This is a genomic window from Staphylococcus sp. FSL W8-1270 (assembly GCF_038007165.1).
Lineage (GTDB): Bacteria > Bacillota > Bacilli > Staphylococcales > Staphylococcaceae > Staphylococcus > Staphylococcus hominis.
Map to the genome: position 1 here is coordinate 1,499,013 of NZ_JBBOWQ010000001.1, position 16,484 is coordinate 1,515,496.

Here is a 16,484-nt window from a genome sequence, read left to right on the forward strand (position 1 = left end):
CTTTCCTTACGCTTCTTTAACAAGTTTAACAATTTGTTGTGCACCTTCAGCCATTGTTGCTGCTGGTTCAATTGCTAGACCAGATTCATTTAAAATCTCTTTACCACGTTTAACGTTTGTGCCTTCTAAACGAACAACTAAAGGTAAAGTTAATTCGACTTCTTTAACTGCTGCTACAATACCTTCTGCAATCACATCACATTTCATAATTCCACCGAAGATATTTACAAAAATACCTTTAACATTATCATCCCCCAAGATGATTTTGAATGCTTCAGTTACTTTTTCTTTTGTAGCACCGCCACCAACGTCTAGGAAGTTAGCTGGAGTACCACCGAAATGATTAATTGTATCCATTGTAGCCATGGCTAATCCGGCACCATTAACCATACAACCAATGTCACCATCTAAAGCAATATATGATAAATCATATTTAGATGCTTGAATTTCTTTTGGATCTTCTTCTTCTAAATCACGTAATTCTAAAATATCTTTATGTCTAAATAATGCATTATCATCAAAATTTAATTTCGCATCTAAAGCCAAAACATCACCATCACCCGTTGTTACAAGTGGATTAATTTCAACAATAGAACAATCTTTTTCAACAAAAACATTATATAAAGAAAGTAAGAATTTTGCTGCTTTATTTACAGATTCTTTTGGAATATTAATATTGAATGCAATACGACGTGCTTGGAAAGGTGATAACCCTATCACTGGATCGATTGTTTCTTTAAAGATTTTTTCTGGCGTTTTAGCTGCAACTTCTTCAATTTCAGTTCCACCTTCTTCAGAAGCCATCAATGTAATACGATCAGTAGCACGATCAATGACAAAGCCTACATAATATTCTTTTTGAATATCACAACCTTCTTCGATATATAAGCGTTTAACTTCTTTACCTTCAGGTCCAGTTTGATGCGTTACTAATTGCTTGCCTAATAATTCATTAGCATAAGTTTCAACTTCAGACAGTGATTTAGCAATTTTAACTCCACCTGCTTTACCTCTACCCCCAGCGTGAATTTGTGCTTTCACTACATAAACATCTGAATTTAATTCTTTTGCCTTTTCCACCGCTTCTTCAGCAGTAAATGCTACACGTCCTTCTGGAACGGCTACACCCATAGCACGAAATATTTCTTTACCTTGATACTCGTGGATATTCATCTTCCATCCTCCTGTTTCTTAGGTTAAATTCACTTTAATTATAGAAAATGTAAGCGCTTTTGTAAACTGAAAGTGTTATACTTTTTGCAATAGTTTTTAAATTCAAATAATTTTATTTTTATTTAATTATATCATTGATTTAACAGGCTCAAACGTTTTACGATGATATGGCGTTATGCCTAATTGTTTTAATCCTTGAAGGTGTGATTTAGTGCCATATCCTACATTTTTTTCAAAATCATAACCAGGATATTTCAGTGCTACTTCCGCCATTAAACCATCCCTATATTCTTTTGCCATGATACTAGCAGCAGCAATAGAAACACTTTTAGCATCTCCTTTAATAATAGAAGTTTGAGGAATTGCATTATCCAATGTCATAGCATCAATAAGTAAATGGTTAGGTTGTTCTGTTAATTGATTAATAGCACGTTTCATAGCTAATTTGGTTGCGTTGTAAATATTGAACTCATCAATTTCTTCAGCGCTTGCTATCCCGTAAGCATAATCATAAACGCCTTCTTTTAATTGTTCGTTAAGTATTTTTCGCTTTGTTGCTGAAACTTTCTTCGAGTCATCTAATCCTAAATATTGATGTTCTTTATTTAAAATGACTGCACAAGCTACAACAGGCCCAGCAAGTGGACCACGACCTACTTCATCAATCCCACATATTAAAGCATTAGGATTGTCCTTTAATATTTCATTTTCATATTTATTCATTTGTTGATAATGTTCTCGTGTTTCTTGATCTTTTAAAAGCTGTTTACGACGTCGTACTATATTTTGCTGTACCCCTTTTCTTGTATCACTCATTAATTCATGTTGTTCAAGTGCTTCAATTGAATCAATTGTGTCTAATAATGCTTTAATCTCTTTAATTGTTTGAGGCATAATCTAAGTCCCCTTTCATTTCTGAATAAATATCAAAACAATAAGTTCCAATTTTAGCATTACGCACATCATTAATAATCAATTCGATGACAGCCTCGTAATCGACTTCATTTCCTTTTTGTAATAACCCACGTCGACGTCCAATAGCATCAAACCATTCTAAAATTTCTGCATCAGTTTCTACATCAATATTGTAATGATTCTTCAATCCTTCAATATCATGTTTAATTAAGAAGTGTAAACCGTATATTGCTACTTCATCTAAGTGTACGATACTATCTTTAATGGCACCAGTAAGGCTTAGTTTTTTACCTACAGTTTCATCTTCAAATTTAGGCCATAAAATACCTGGCGTATCTAGTAGTTGTAATGCTTTACCTACTTTAATCCATTGTTGTTGTTTCGTTACTCCCGGCTTATTTCCTGTTTGAGCAATATTTTTTTTAGCTAACTTATTAATTAATGTAGATTTCCCCACATTAGGTATACCAACAATCATGGCACGTATTGCTCTAGGTTTAAGTCCTTTCGCTTTTTCTTTCTCAAATTTTTCTTTAGTCGCTTCAATTGCAGCATATTCTACACCTTTTAAATTTTTGCCGTGTTTCGCATCAACTGCTACAGGATAAAAACCTTTATCAGTAAAGAAATGTTCCCACTTTTGCATTTCATTTAAATTCGACATATCTTTTTTATTTAAAATAACTACGCGTGGTTTTTGTTTAATGACATCATCAATCATTGGATTTCTTGAACTATACGGTATACGTGCGTCAACAAGTTCAAATACCACATCTACTTTCTTAAGTTGTTCTGTCACTTCTCTTTTGGCCTTTGCCATATGCCCTGGATACCATTGAATCACCATGACATTCACCCTACTTTCATTAAATTTATTTCAACTGTTCGATTATAATCAATATTTAAAATCTTCACTACTATTATCAATTCTATTATATTTTAACATGCTATTTCATATTCATTAAATCGCTAATATTAAAAACAAATTTCTAATTTTTTATAAAACATATAAATACTTTTATTAAGAAGTTTAATACTCTACAATTTAGTATGTAGTCATTTTTTAATTATGAATAGTACATTCTAACTATAGAGGTTTAATATGAAAAAATTCTTTACTTATCTAGGACTTTTTATAGCACTGTCCATCATAGGACATAGTTATGTCATTTATCGTTTTATTCACGATGGCATTTTATTTACAGGTCCAAATGATGGAATGGAACAAATGGTTCCAATTCAAATGTATTTATTTGATAAATGGAGTAGTGGCAATTTGTTTTATTCCACTGATTTTGGATTAGGTGGCGATTTCTTTACAGATCTTAGTTACTACTTCTCCACAAATATTTTATTTATAATAAATGTAGTATTTATTGCACTTATTAAAATTTTTATTCCTTTACATACGCATAATGTATTATTTTGGATGATTAATGCACTGATTATGTCCATGATTAAAGCAATGATTGCCATGTATTGCACTTATTTATATAGTAAATACATTTCAAATAACAAATGGTTAAGCTTAGTTGTAGCGTTTTTATTTGTTATGTCACCCTTATATTATCGCTTTACAGTGTATTGGCCCTTCTTTAGTGATGTGTTTGTTTGGATGCCGTTATTATTACTCTCTATTGAAAGAGTCTTACAAAAACAGAAGTTTGGACTATTCATTGTTACTGTTTCTTTAATACTAATTAATAACTTTTATTTTGCATACTATCTTTGTTTAATAGGTGCGGGTTATATACTGATTCGTATAATATTTAGACATCCAAAAGATATTCTCTCAAGAAGTAAAGCATTTTTAACTTTAATCATTAGTGCCCTGTTAGGTTTAGGTAATAGTTTATTTATCTTTTTTCATGGTGCTCAAAGCTTTTTAAATAACCGTCGTGTACCTTTTTCTGGAGCAGTTGATACATTTGAAAAATTAGATATTAATACAAATATTTTCTTTGATAATTATTTAATTGTATTATTATTTATTACCATTCAAGCTCTTTTAAGTTTTAAATTATATAAACATTATTATTATCGTTTATTTGCTATCCTTACCTTTGTATTTATTATATTTAGTTTTATACCTTTCATCGACCAAGTATTTAATGGTTTTTCAGCGCCTCAAAAGCGTTGGCATTTTATTTTAGCTTTTAATTCCACACTATTAATCGGATTATTTTTAAAATATTTCAAAACACTAACTACAAAATCTTATCTAATAAGTAATATTATTGCAGAATTAGTTATATTTATAAGTGCTATGATATATCATAAATTTTTAGCATGGTTCATATTAGTCCCTATTGTATCTTTGATTGGATTGATGGTTCTTATCATTAAAGATCGTACATATCGTTTTAAATTAAGTTATTTATATAGTGTTTCAATTATATTATTAAGTATCTTGGTCTCTATAGTATTTATTAAAAATCAAATTTACTATAAAGATCACACTGATCGTGGAAATACGTTTTATATTAATTCCAGTTTATATAGTTCCGACTTACAACGTGCACTTGTTCAAGAAATGAATCAAAATAAGCATGAAGATGAACGTATCGATTGGAGAGTCAACGAGCAAGATAATACACCGATGTATCAACATTTTAAAGGGTTAAGTTTATATTCAAGTATTTTTCATCATAATATACTCGATTATTATTACGATGCTTTAAAAATTAATTTAGCTGAGGAGTCATTGAGTAGATATCAATCAACGAATGGACGACAAAATATCGCGAGTCTATTTTCAGTGCGTTATATGATGCTAAAAAATTATCAAAATAACTTACCTTCCTACTTCAAAAAAATAAAATCAAGCGGACAATATGGTATTTATGAAAATACACTTAACTTACCATCTGTTAAAGTAACTGATTCTATATACAATAGTAAAAAATTGACGACTGCAATTGATAGAGAACATGCAATGTTAAAAGGTGTGATTTTAAACAATGAAGGCACAAGTTATAAAGCTAAAGCTCCTAATTTATTAAATCAATCATCATTGAGTTATAAAAATTTAAAACATTTAAATGGTAATGTCTATAAAGTAATTGGAGATAAAGGTGGAACATTAACGATACACTTACCTCAATCATTACGCCAAAAGTATGATGATTTTTACGTTACGATGAAAATAAAGCGTGGTAATCCTGATAGTAATTACACAGTCTCTGTAAATAATTATGCAAATCACCGATTATTTAACAATTCTACTTATCGTACTGGTATTGATACTCAACTTTATCGAACACAACCTGATAATAAGGGAAACATTAATATCACTTTATCTCCTAAAGGAACATTTTATTTAAACCTTCAACAATTAAATGGTGAAAACTATAAAATGTTAAAACAAATGCATAAAAAAGCTGATTTTAATAACAAATATAAAGATATTAAAAACGGCGTTGAAGTCAACTTAGCTAAACATGATAAAGGGATTGCTTCAATTAATATTCCTTATAGAGAAGGGATGCAAGCGTATGTTGATGGACACCGTATTAAACCTATGAAAGTTAATTACATGATGACAGGCGTTCCTGTTAATTCATCTGCTAAAAAAATAATTATTAAATATCAACCACCGTATTGGAATACTATGATTTTAATCTCACTCATCAGTATAGTAATAAGTGTTGTATTTGTTAGATTTGTGAATACCAAAAAGAGAAAGTTGAGGAAAAACATTGATCAATAAAATTCGGTCCAATCGATTATTGACCTTTTTATCTATATTTATAATTGCTAATATCATTTCTTTAGCAATTTATTATCCATTTATTCGAGATTATTTCAAAGAAGGATTTGTATTTAGTGGTTCTGGAGATGGTTTTAGACAAATGATGCCATTTCAAATGTACTTATATGAACATTACAGTAAGTTCAAAGGAGCCTATGATCAATCTTTTGGATTAGGCGGAGATTACATTAAGGGGTTGGCCTATTATTATTCTTTATCTCCCATAATGTGGATTAATTTTTTTATAATCTGGGTAAGTCATTTTTTATTTCATTGGCAAACGAGTCATATCGCCTTTTGGGCAACTAACCAATTAATAATCGCTTACGCTAGAACGATTATTACAATTATTGTTGTATTTTACTATTTAAAATGGTTAAAGTTGAAAACAGCGCCATTGCTTATCGCTACTATTTTATATGGTGCATCCACTCTTGTGCTTTACTATAACTATACATGGTCATTTTATGGAGACTTATTGATTTTATTACCTTTATCTTTATGGGGAATGGAACGTTTCTTCCAAAAAAGAAGAATAGGGCTATTTATCTTTTCAGTTGCTCTGACCTTATTTTCTAATTTTTATTTCAGTTACTACCAAGCTATTGTATTAGGGATTTATTTCATATTAAGAGTCATTTTTAAATATCGTTGTGATATCGTATCAAGATGGGAAAAATTTTATTTACTCGTTATTGGTGCAATACTTGCGCTTTTATCTAGTATTTTAGGATTCTATACAGGTGTATCTTCATTCCTAAACAATGATAGAGCCCAAAATGATGACTTTAATATTACATTGTTTACAGATTTAACACAAAGTAAATATCATATTTTTTCTGATGGTTTTTATATCACAGTTTCGATTATTGCATTAATGGCTTTATTTACGTTTAAGTTATATCGTCACTACTATTATAAAATTTTTGCTATCATCACTTGGTTTTTACTTATTGGATCGTTATCACAATACTTTGATAGTGCATTTAATGGCTTTTCATTACCACAACGTCGATGGGTATACTTTTTATCTATTTCAACTAGTATCTTAATTGCATTATATATTCAATATTTATCTGAACTTACATTAAAACAATATTTACTTGTAGCAATTCCGGTATTTATATTTGGTTTATATCACTATATATTTGCAAGTGCTTATGTCAATTGGATGATTGTACCATTATTTTTAATCATCGTTTTAACCTTTGTAGTATGGAAAAAGCAATGGTTATATCAACCTTATATACTAATAGCTATTGTATTACTATTCTTTGTACAACAAATTATAATGACACACGATTCACGAGCCCGTACTATTGATCCATATGCAACGACTACGAAAACATTAACAGATTCAAGTTATTATAATCATAAACTTGCTAAAAAAATTAATAATATTAAGAAACAAAAAGATAATAAAAATCCTTTCCATCGTATCGATTATATGTCAGCCTATGCACTCAATTCACCATTTATTTACCATTATAATGGCATTTCACTTTACTCAAGTATTTTTGATGGTGACATATTAAAATACTATGATAAAGAAATGCAAATTAATATGCCTGTTGATAAGAATAGTACATATCGATACTTAGGGAACCGAGCAAATTTAGAAGCCATGTGGGATGTTCAAGATCGATTCCGACATCCTAATGATCTGAATATGCCTTATGGTTTTAAAAAGGTAGATACTATCAATAATGGTTCAGATAAATTAATTCATTCAGAAAATACTATTAATTATCCAGCCACGCATATTACTAATAAGATTTTTAATAAACATGATCTCAAATCGCCATTAGATCGTGAGCAAGCGATGCTACAAGGTGTAGTATTAGATGATGATTCAATAAAAGCGAATACTTCTTTCACTCAAAATAAAAACCTATTAAGTAAAGCATATCAATCTACAAATAATGCTACTTGGAAAGATAAAACTCATTTAAACGTAAAAAAAAATAATGGTGGTATCACATTAACATTACCTAAAACTTTAGCAAATCAATATAAAGATATGTATGTCGAAATGGATGTAGAATTGTTAGCTCCCGATATTGAGCATTCTATAGGAGTAAATGAATATGCTCAAAATCGTAATATGCTAAGTTATAAATATCGACGTTTTGTAACGCCTGTAACAATGAGAGTAAAAGCTTCGGATCAATTAAAGATTCGTCTTACTAAAGGACATTATCGATTATCTATTAAAGGTATCTATGGAGAAGATTATCATACATTGAAACAAGCTTCTAAATCACTTAAACCTGTGACTATTTCACAATTTAGAAGTGGCTATACATTCACTAAACCTAAAGGAACTTCTGGATACTTAGTGGTACCAATCGCCTATGCTAATGGTATGCATGCACGTGTTAATGGACACGATGTAGATGTAAAACAAGCTAACGGTATTATGACAGCTATTCCAGTCAAGAAAAATGATACTCATATTGAATTATCTTATACACCACCACATTTTTATATACTATTAATTTTGAGCGTTATCGGAATAATAAGCAGTATAATATTTAGCAGATATTTAAAAAGAAAAAATCAATTAAAATAAAAAGAGCCTGGGTCATAATTACTAGCAAAATAGCCAGTAAATGAGTTTATAATAAATTCATTTACTGGCTTCTTTATTTACAATACTGGGTATTGTTGGATCGCTTTTTTAGGGAATAGCTTCAGCCTGCAGTCTTCAGCTTGTCCTATTCTCTCAAGAGTCTTGCCAAAATATTTTGTATTTATATGTAATTTTACATTGAAATACTTAAGAAAATAAGGCATATTCGTACAATTTAATAAACATCACTAAACTAAATCAACGAGATGTCTTATGTATAAAGATTATAATATGATTCATCTTACTCTACCAATGGCAATTTCAGTTCTCACTCCCATAAATGATATTGTAGAAATAAATACTAAGACTGAATTTATTTATACGAACAATAAAAGACTAGGATTTAAAAATATACCTATCACCATGATAAATATAGCTTTAAACGAGACTTTAAATTATATGAATGTGATGATGATTCAGAATGTCCTCTGAAACACCCATGTATGAACTTCAATTCAAAAACAAATAAAAAAGTAATGAAGAATTATAATTGGGAATATTTTAAAGCGCAAATTAATAAAAAGCTTTCAAAAACAAAAACCATTTATAGTCAAAGAAAAATTGATGTGGCGTCTGTTTTTAGATTTATAAAGGCTATTTTGAGTTTCACTCGAATGTCCGTTCGAGGGATAAATAAAGACAAAAGAGAACTAGGATTTGAGCTAATGACACTTAATATAAGAAAAGTAACAGCTCAATGAGCAGAAAATAATGGTTCTACGTCAAATCGGACTGATGAGTCCAAATATTGAGATTAAGCAACCTTAAGTTGTTTAATCTCTTTTTTTGTTGTTGAGGCAAATAGTCGCGAAGTTATAATAATTCGATTACGCAAATTATCATAATTTCTATAACCAAAAGATACCCTTTTAATGAGTTTGATTTTATTATTAATTCCTTCTAACGGACCGTTGGTCAGGTTAGAATATGTCATAGTATTTTCAATGAAAGCTGCTAATCGTCTTAAAGTTCTAATGACTGGGCGTAATTTAGGACACACATCTGAAAGATGAATAGAAAAGAGTTTATGATTAAATTTCTCTATTTGATTTTCTTTTAATAATCTTCTTAGCTCATGAACGTAGTGATATGTATTAAATAATTCTACATCTACACCTAATAAGTAATTTATAATGCTTTTTTCGGTTTTCCACTCTTTAAATAAATGGACTTTATGATAATTAAATGTTTCTAGCATTTCAAAAGGTTTAAGAAATAGTTTCCAATAACTTTTATATTTATTATAAAGCGGTCTATTAGAGATTCTATAACTATTCATTACATGAACTCTAGACATATTTAACGCTCGATTTAAAGATTGAACAATATGAAAACGATCAATAATAATCTTCGCGTTAGGAAATAATTGTTTGATTAGTGACATATATGGTTCATACATATCAATCGTTACTGTTTTGACTTTTTGTCTGAGTTTTAAAGAATAGCGATAAAAATGATCTTTAAGCGATTTCAACTTACGATCCGCTACCACATCTACGATGCGGTGCGATACAGCATCTGCATAAATAAAGCTCATTTTTCCTATAACATTTTTAACACTTTTAAATTCGTCCATCATTAAGTGTTCAGGTAGAGCATCAAAAGAAGACTGACCTACGTCGCTTGCCGCTTGATTAATCACTCTAGACACAGTCATTGATGATACTAAGCATGACTTAGCGATAGATTTTTGAGACCGGTATTCTTGTGCTTTATCTAAAACTGCAAGTTTTGTTTTATTAGAAATAAAACAATGAGCGTCGACAATATTAGATTTAGCAGTAAAATGACTGTCACATGATTTACAATAAAATCTTTGTTTTTGAAGTTCTAAATAAGCGGGCATTTCCATAATTTTAAGTAAAGTAATCGTTGAGGTTTTCTTACCATTTTTTACTATAGAGAAATTTTCATTTTTAGTTGAACAATTTTCACAATGTGTAGGTTGATAAGTGAGCTCGGCATAGTAAAACAAGCTCATTCGTCCTTTATGTTTTTTCTCAATCACTTTATCTGAAAAATTTAGATTTTTATCTTTAATTCTTAATGTATTTAATATAGACTTACACATAGGCGCATTACCTTTCTTTTTTATTTTGTGTGGTAACTAATAATTATAGAGGTAATTGCGCCATTTTTGTATTCAAACATAAAAATTGGACTGATGATTTTTAGTCATCAGTCCAATTTATTATAGAGCCAAAATAATCACAAAAATTATAAAAAAGACAATTTCTATATTATTTCAATAGAAATTGTCTTTTTTTACTTATCTTGGAACTTTATATCCAAGACTCTTTTTTAATTGCGTATTAACTTACCCATTTTTTAGTATAGTTTTCTATATACTGATTAGCGAATTTCTTGAATTCTTGCAGCTTTACCACGTAAACTACGTAAGTAGTATAATTTAGCACGACGTACTTTACCGCGACGTTTAACTTCGATTTTTTCGATTTTTGGAGTGTGTAATGGGAATGTACGTTCCACACCTACACCTGAAGAAATTTTACGAACTGTGAAAGTTTCAGAAATTCCTCCACCGCGGCGTTTAATTACAACACCTTCGAAAACTTGGATACGTTCACGTGAACCTTCGACGATACGTACGTGTACACGTAAAGTGTCACCAGTACGGAAAGTTGGTAAGTCTGTGCGTAATTGTGATTTTGTAACTGCTTCGATTAACTTATGATTACTCATTTTTATACTCTCCTTCAACCTATGTTCTTGCCTAGACATTCATATAGCAGCGGATCATAGTGATTTTTAGTGTCTTTTCACACTTGATATATATTAGCATACTCCTAGTTGTTTTTCAATTGGTTTTTATAGCTTTCTAAAAATTCTTTATCCTTGTCACTTAATTGATACTTTTCTAGTAAGTCCGGACGTTTATGCAAAGTACGTATTAATTTTTGTTCATGTCGCCATTTTTCTATATTTGCATGATTTCCAGATAACAATACGTCAGGTACAGTCATACCTTTATATTCTCTTGGACGTGTATATTGCGGGAATTCAAGTAAACCATCGGAGAAAGAATCATCTTGATGGGATTGTTCATTACCAAGTACTCCAGGAATTAATCTAACGATAGCATCAGTCATAGTCATAGCTGGTAATTCTCCACCAGTCAATACATAATCCCCCATTGAAATTTCATCGGTTACTAAATTTTCTCTAATTCTTTCGTCATATCCTTCGTAGTGTCCACAAATAAATACAATATGTTCCGCTTCACTCAATTCTTCAGCAATTGCTTGAGAGAATGGTCGTCCTTGAGGACACATGAGAATGACACGCGTTTTATCAGTACGTTTTAAATCTTTCATTGCATTAAACACTGGTTCTGGTTTTAAAACCATTCCTTGACCGCCACCATACGGATAATCATCCACTTGATTATGTTTATTTTCAGCGTAATCTCTAAAGTTTACAGTATTAACTTCAATAATATTTTTATCTTGCGCACGCTTCAAAATCGAATGATTTAGAACGCCGTCGAACATTTCTGGAAATAATGTTAGGTAATCTATTTTCATTATTCTAATAATCCTTCCATTGGCGTAATACGAATTGTTTTATGTTCAACATCTACTTCTTTAACGACATCTGCTATATATGGAATAAGGTATTCTTTGTCACCTTTAACAACCCATACATCATTGGCACCTGTTTCAAAAATATTAATGACTCTTCCAATTGGTGTATCGTTATTAAAAACCGTACACCCAATAATATCAGAATAGTAAAATTCGTTTTCATTCAATTCAATATCCTCATGATCACGTTCTTGGAATAAGTAGTCGCCTTTATATTGTTCGACGTCATTAATATTATTAATACCTTCAAATTTAAGCATGTGAAATCCTTTATGTATACGATATGATGTAATAGTCATTTCTATTTCATTATGGTGGTGATTCACGATAAGGACTTCTCCAGGTTGAAAACGTGTATCAGTAAAATCAGAATTAGATTTTACTTTTACTTCTCCTTTAATCCCATGTGTATTTACAATTTGTCCTACTTCTACTTGCATCCTTATCCTCCTTACATAGTCGTTTATTTATACATATTAACATGTTTCTTATAAAGTGAGAATATAATAAAAGCCTGTGACATACCTTATGCCACAGACCTGTTATTATATGATATTGATATTATTATCAATTATTTTGAACGTTTTTGTTCATCAAATGTTTTTAAAATACCTTGTTTTGATAAGATATTGTGAACAGTATCAGTTGGTTTTGCACCGTCTTTTAGCCATTTTAAAGCTAATTCTTCATCGATTTTAACTTCTGGTGCATTTACACTTGCTGGATTGTAAGTACCGATTTGTTCAATGATACGACCATCACGTGGTGAACGCGCATCAGCTACAACGATACGATAGAATGGATTTCTTTTTGAACCTAAACGAGTTAAGCGAATTTTAACTGCCATTTATAAAACTCTCCTTTAAATCTTTTAATTTTTATTTTCTACAAGAAATAATAATAACAGGAACCTCCAACTTTGTAAAGACTTTTTTCTTTACCAAATCTAGATTTATGAAATAAATTGTAGATTTGATTATGTACTAGCTTTAACTAGAGCTTACCTTTATTCATTTTGGTTATGCATGTGCCAATGTACATGCATTCCTTTACTTATTTATGAAAAAGGAGGCTGGGACATAATTCCTAACAAAATAGCCAGTAAATGAGTTTATTATAAATTCATTTACTGGCTTCTTTATTTACAATACTACGTATTGTTGGCTCGCTTTCTTAGGGGACAGCTTCAGCCTGTAGTCTTCAGCTTGTCCTGTTCCCTCAAGAGTCTCGCCAAAATACTTTGTATTTATATGTAATTTTACATTGAAATACTTTAAAAAAATAAGGCCCTTTCGTATAATTTAATAAATATCACTAAACTAAATTAACGAGGTGCCTTATGTATAAAGATTATAACATGACTCAACTTACTCTACCATTGGAAACTTCAGTTCTTATCCCCACAAATGATATGTCACGACATGTCAATGATATTGTAGAAACAATTCCTAAAACTGAATTCGATGAATTCAGACATCATCGTGGTGCAACCTCATACCATCCAAAAATGATGTTAAAAGTCATTCTATATGCCTACACACAATCTGTGTTTTCAGGTCGTAAGATAGAAAAATTACTTAATGATAGCATCCGGATGATGTGGCTATCACAAAATCAAAAGCCTTCTTATAAAACGATTAATCGATTTAGAGTCAATCCAAAAGTAGATGCTTTATTAGAATCATTATTTATTCAATTTCATAGTCAGTGTTTGAAACAACATCTTATAGATGATCAGGCCATTTTTATTGATGGTACGAAAGTTGAGGCGAATGCCAATCGATATACATTTGTATGGAAAAAGAGTATTCAAAACCATGAGACAAAAATGAATGAAGATTCTAAAGCACTCTATCATGAATTGATAACAAATAAAATCATACCTGAGATTAAAAAAGATCACGATAATGACTTAACAAAGGAAGAAATAGATTTGATTGGTAGTCATTTGGATAAAGAAATCGAAGATTTAAATCAACATATCGATAATGAAAAATGTACTAAAATAAGAAAACAAATACGGCTCAAAAGAACTAAAATTAAACAATACAAAAAGCAAATTAATGATTACTCTGGGCGAAAGCATAAATACGACGTCCAAAAATCTATTTTAAAGGATAGAAATAGTTATTCTAAAACAGATCATGATGCCACATTTATGAGAATGAAAGAAGATCATATGAAAAATGGACAACTCAAGCCAGGTTATAATTTACAAATAGCGACAAATTCTCAATTCGTTTTATCTTATAATGTGTATCAAAATCCGACTGATACAAGAACGATGATACCATTTTTAAATTTAATTCAAGAGACCTACGGTCATTTACCTGAATATATTGTAGCTGATGCAGGTTATGGTAGCGAACCCAATTATATGGCAATTATAGATGATTTTAATCGAATACCACTTATAACCTACGGTATGTTTATAAAAGATAAAACTAAAAAATATAAAAGCGACATCTTTAACACTCAAAATTGGGATTATGACGAAATTAACGATGAATATATTTGTCCAAACAATAAGCGATTGGGTTTTAAAAGATATGCCTATCGCCATGATAAATATGGGTTTAAGAGAGACTTCAAATTATATGAATGTGATGATTGTTCAGAATGTCCTCTGAGACACCAGTGCATGAAATACAATTCAAAAACGAATAAAAAAATAATGAAAAATTATAATTGGGAATATTTTAAAGCCCAAATTAATAAAAAGCTTTCAGAACCAAAAATAAAAACCATCTACAGTCAAAGAAAAATTGATGTGGAGCCTGTTTTTGGATTTATGAAGGCTATTTTGGGTTTCACTCGAATGTCCGTTCGAGGGATAAATAAAGCCAAAAGAGAACTAGGATTTGTGCTAATGGCACTTAATATAAGAAAAGTAACAGCTCAACGAGCTGAAAATAATCAAAAAAATTATAAAAAAGACAATTTCTATATTATTTCAATAGAAATTGTCTTTTTTCACTTATCTAGATACTTTATGTCCCGGACTCGCTTTCATTACTTTTTAGAATGGTAAATTCATGCCTTTTAACATATTTTCCATTTGGCTACGTTTACCTTTTTTACCTTTACGACCATTACCCGTAAATTGTTTCATCATTTTTTTCATATCATTAAATTGTTTCATTAAACGATTCACTTCCTGCAATGAACGGCCTGAGCCTTTTGCTATACGTTTCTTTCTTGAAACATTTAAAATTGCTGGATCTTGTCTTTCATTAGGTGTCATTGATTGAATAATAGCTTTAATATGGTCAATTTGTTTATCGCTCATATTTAGCTTATCTAAACCTTTCATTTTATTCATACCTGGAATCATTTTCATAATATCATCCAGTGGTCCTAAATTCTTCACTTGATCCAATTGTTCTAAGAAGTCATCTAATGTAAATGAGGACTCACGCATTTTCTTTTCTAAATCTTTAGCTTTTTCTTGGTCCACATCTTGTTGCGCTTTTTCGATAAGACTTAATACGTCACCCATACCTAGTATACGAGATGCCATACGCTCTGGATGGAATAATTCTAAACCATCCATTTTTTCACTCATACCAACAAATTTAATTGGTTTATGTGTTACTGCACGAATAGAAAGTGCCGCACCACCACGAGTATCTCCGTCTAATTTAGTTAAAGTCACACCAGTGACATCCAATTGCTCATCAAATGATTGCGCAACGTTCACAGCATCTTGTCCTGTCATCGCATCTACAACAAGCATAATTTCATCTGGTTTTGAGATTTCTTTAACATCAGTTAATTCATTCATTAATGTTTCATCAATGTGTAAACGTCCCGCAGTATCGATAATTACAAAGTCCAAATGTTCTTCTTTAGCATATCTTAATGCGTTATCTACAATTTGTTGTGGTTTAACTTGATCACCTTCACTATAAACAGGTACATCAAGTTGTTTACCTACTGTTTGTAATTGATTAATCGCAGCTGGACGATATATGTCGGCTGCTACTAACATTGGCTTTTTATTATATTTTTTACGCATTAACAATGCCAATTTACCAGCGGTAGTTGTTTTACCTGCCCCTTGTAAACCAACCATCATTACAACTGTGGGTGGCTTATTAGCCATTTTAATAGATGTATTTTCTCCACCCATTAATTGTGTTAATTCATCTTGTACTATTTTTATAACTTGTTGTCCAGGTGTTAAAGACTGCATAACGTCTGATCCCAAAGCACGTTCGGAAACTGTTTTAACGAAGTCTTTGACTACCTTGAAGTTAACATCGGCTTCTAACAATGCTAATCTAACTTCACGCATCATTGTTTTAATATCCGCTTCTGTTACTTTACCTTTACCGCGAATTTTTTGCATCGTGGCTTGTAAACGATCGGATAATCCTTCAAATGCCATATTAACAACCTCCTTATA

General features: G+C 30.6%; 12 protein-coding genes and 1 pseudogene. 4 read left to right on the forward strand and 9 right to left on the reverse strand.

Annotated elements, in window-relative coordinates; all coding sequences use genetic code 11:
- Nucleotides 1-6: 6 nt before the first annotated feature.
- The 3 genes from sucC to ylqF all read right to left on the reverse strand — a co-directional run bounded on the left by sucC (nt 7) and on the right by ylqF (nt 2,935).
- On the reverse strand, nt 7-1,173 hold the full coding sequence (sucC, locus tag NSU06_RS07520) for an ADP-forming succinate--CoA ligase subunit beta (RefSeq protein ID WP_017174593.1): 1,167 nt from the start codon (nt 1,171-1,173) through the stop codon (nt 7-9).
- A 126-nt stretch (nt 1,174-1,299) separates the two neighbouring features.
- Nucleotides 1,300-2,067: a ribonuclease HII gene (locus NSU06_RS07525; RefSeq protein WP_017174592.1), complete on the reverse strand. Its 768-nt coding sequence runs from the start codon at nt 2,065-2,067 to the stop codon at nt 1,300-1,302.
- Nucleotides 2,051-2,935, reverse strand: coding sequence for a ribosome biogenesis GTPase YlqF (gene ylqF, locus NSU06_RS07530; RefSeq protein WP_017174591.1), 885 nt, complete (start codon nt 2,933-2,935; stop codon nt 2,051-2,053). Before ylqF ends, NSU06_RS07525 begins: the two co-directional genes overlap by 17 nt.
- A 255-nt stretch (nt 2,936-3,190) precedes the next feature.
- Between ylqF and NSU06_RS07535 the strand changes: the two genes are divergently transcribed.
- From NSU06_RS07535 to NSU06_RS07545, 3 genes and pseudogenes are all read left to right on the forward strand, one after another.
- Entirely contained in the window at nt 3,191-5,797 is a 2,607-nt protein-coding gene (locus NSU06_RS07535) for a YfhO family protein (RefSeq protein ID WP_048682491.1), read from the forward strand.
- Nucleotides 5,787-8,411 (forward strand): YfhO family protein, encoded by a 2,625-nt coding sequence (locus tag NSU06_RS07540; RefSeq protein ID WP_049415299.1) that lies wholly within the window; start codon nt 5,787-5,789, stop codon nt 8,409-8,411. The genes NSU06_RS07535 and NSU06_RS07540 overlap by 11 nt, the downstream gene beginning before the upstream one ends.
- 351 nt (nt 8,412-8,762) lie before the next feature.
- Nucleotides 8,763-9,169, forward strand: a pseudogene (locus NSU06_RS07545) (transposase); the annotation flags it as partial.
- Nucleotides 9,170-9,225: 56 nt separating this feature from the next.
- Here NSU06_RS07545 and NSU06_RS07550 read toward each other — a convergent pair.
- The 5 genes from NSU06_RS07550 to rpsP all read right to left on the reverse strand — a co-directional run bounded on the left by NSU06_RS07550 (nt 9,226) and on the right by rpsP (nt 12,923).
- On the reverse strand, nt 9,226-10,542 hold the full coding sequence (locus NSU06_RS07550; RefSeq protein ID WP_049419732.1) for an ISL3 family transposase: 1,317 nt from the start codon (nt 10,540-10,542) through the stop codon (nt 9,226-9,228).
- Between the two features lie 281 nt (nt 10,543-10,823).
- Entirely contained in the window at nt 10,824-11,174 is a 351-nt protein-coding gene (gene rplS, locus NSU06_RS07555; RefSeq protein WP_002448843.1) for a 50S ribosomal protein L19, read from the reverse strand.
- 104 nt (nt 11,175-11,278) lie between these two features.
- Complete coding sequence (gene trmD, locus NSU06_RS07560; protein ID WP_017174587.1) at nt 11,279-12,016, reverse strand: tRNA (guanosine(37)-N1)-methyltransferase TrmD; 738 nt, start codon at nt 12,014-12,016, stop codon at nt 11,279-11,281.
- A complete protein-coding gene (gene rimM, locus NSU06_RS07565) occupies nt 12,016-12,516 on the reverse strand; it encodes a ribosome maturation factor RimM (protein ID WP_017174586.1) in 501 nt (166 codons plus the stop codon). The genes trmD and rimM overlap by 1 nt, the downstream gene beginning before the upstream one ends.
- Before the next feature lie 131 nt (nt 12,517-12,647).
- The gene (rpsP, locus tag NSU06_RS07570; RefSeq protein ID WP_002448807.1) at nt 12,648-12,923 is read right to left on the reverse strand and encodes a 30S ribosomal protein S16; all 276 of its coding nucleotides are present in this window, start codon (nt 12,921-12,923) and stop codon (nt 12,648-12,650) included.
- 492 nt (nt 12,924-13,415) lie between these two features.
- On the opposite strand from rpsP, the gene NSU06_RS07575 reads away from it, so the two are divergent.
- Nucleotides 13,416-15,107: an IS1182 family transposase gene (locus NSU06_RS07575; RefSeq protein ID WP_340779708.1), complete on the forward strand. Its 1,692-nt coding sequence runs from the start codon at nt 13,416-13,418 to the stop codon at nt 15,105-15,107.
- On the opposite strand, the gene ffh is transcribed toward NSU06_RS07575, so the two are convergent.
- On the reverse strand, nt 15,096-16,466 hold the full coding sequence (gene ffh, locus NSU06_RS07580; RefSeq protein ID WP_019835642.1) for a signal recognition particle protein: 1,371 nt from the start codon (nt 16,464-16,466) through the stop codon (nt 15,096-15,098). The genes NSU06_RS07575 and ffh overlap by 12 nt on opposite strands.
- Nucleotides 16,467-16,484 lie beyond the last annotated feature (18 nt).

What these genes read in the sequence shown, in the direction of transcription:
- sucC (WP_017174593.1), bottom strand. Translation starts at nt 1,173, where the DNA reads ATGAATATCCACGAGTATCAAGGTAAAGAAATATTTCGTGCTATGGGT.
- NSU06_RS07525 (WP_017174592.1), bottom strand. Translation starts at nt 2,067, where the DNA reads ATGCCTCAAACAATTAAAGAGATTAAAGCATTATTAGACACAATTGAT.
- ylqF (WP_017174591.1), bottom strand. Translation starts at nt 2,935, where the DNA reads ATGGTGATTCAATGGTATCCAGGGCATATGGCAAAGGCCAAAAGAGAA.
- NSU06_RS07535 (WP_048682491.1), top strand. Translation starts at nt 3,191, where the DNA reads ATGAAAAAATTCTTTACTTATCTAGGACTTTTTATAGCACTGTCCATC.
- NSU06_RS07550 (WP_049419732.1), bottom strand. Translation starts at nt 10,542, where the DNA reads ATGTGTAAGTCTATATTAAATACATTAAGAATTAAAGATAAAAATCTA.
- rplS (WP_002448843.1), bottom strand. Translation starts at nt 11,174, where the DNA reads ATGAGTAATCATAAGTTAATCGAAGCAGTTACAAAATCACAATTACGC.
- trmD (WP_017174587.1), bottom strand. Translation starts at nt 12,016, where the DNA reads ATGAAAATAGATTACCTAACATTATTTCCAGAAATGTTCGACGGCGTT.
- rimM (WP_017174586.1), bottom strand. Translation starts at nt 12,516, where the DNA reads ATGCAAGTAGAAGTAGGACAAATTGTAAATACACATGGGATTAAAGGA.
- rpsP (WP_002448807.1), bottom strand. Translation starts at nt 12,923, where the DNA reads ATGGCAGTTAAAATTCGCTTAACTCGTTTAGGTTCAAAAAGAAATCCA.
- NSU06_RS07575 (WP_340779708.1), top strand. Translation starts at nt 13,416, where the DNA reads ATGTATAAAGATTATAACATGACTCAACTTACTCTACCATTGGAAACT.
- ffh (WP_019835642.1), bottom strand. Translation starts at nt 16,466, where the DNA reads ATGGCATTTGAAGGATTATCCGATCGTTTACAAGCCACGATGCAAAAA.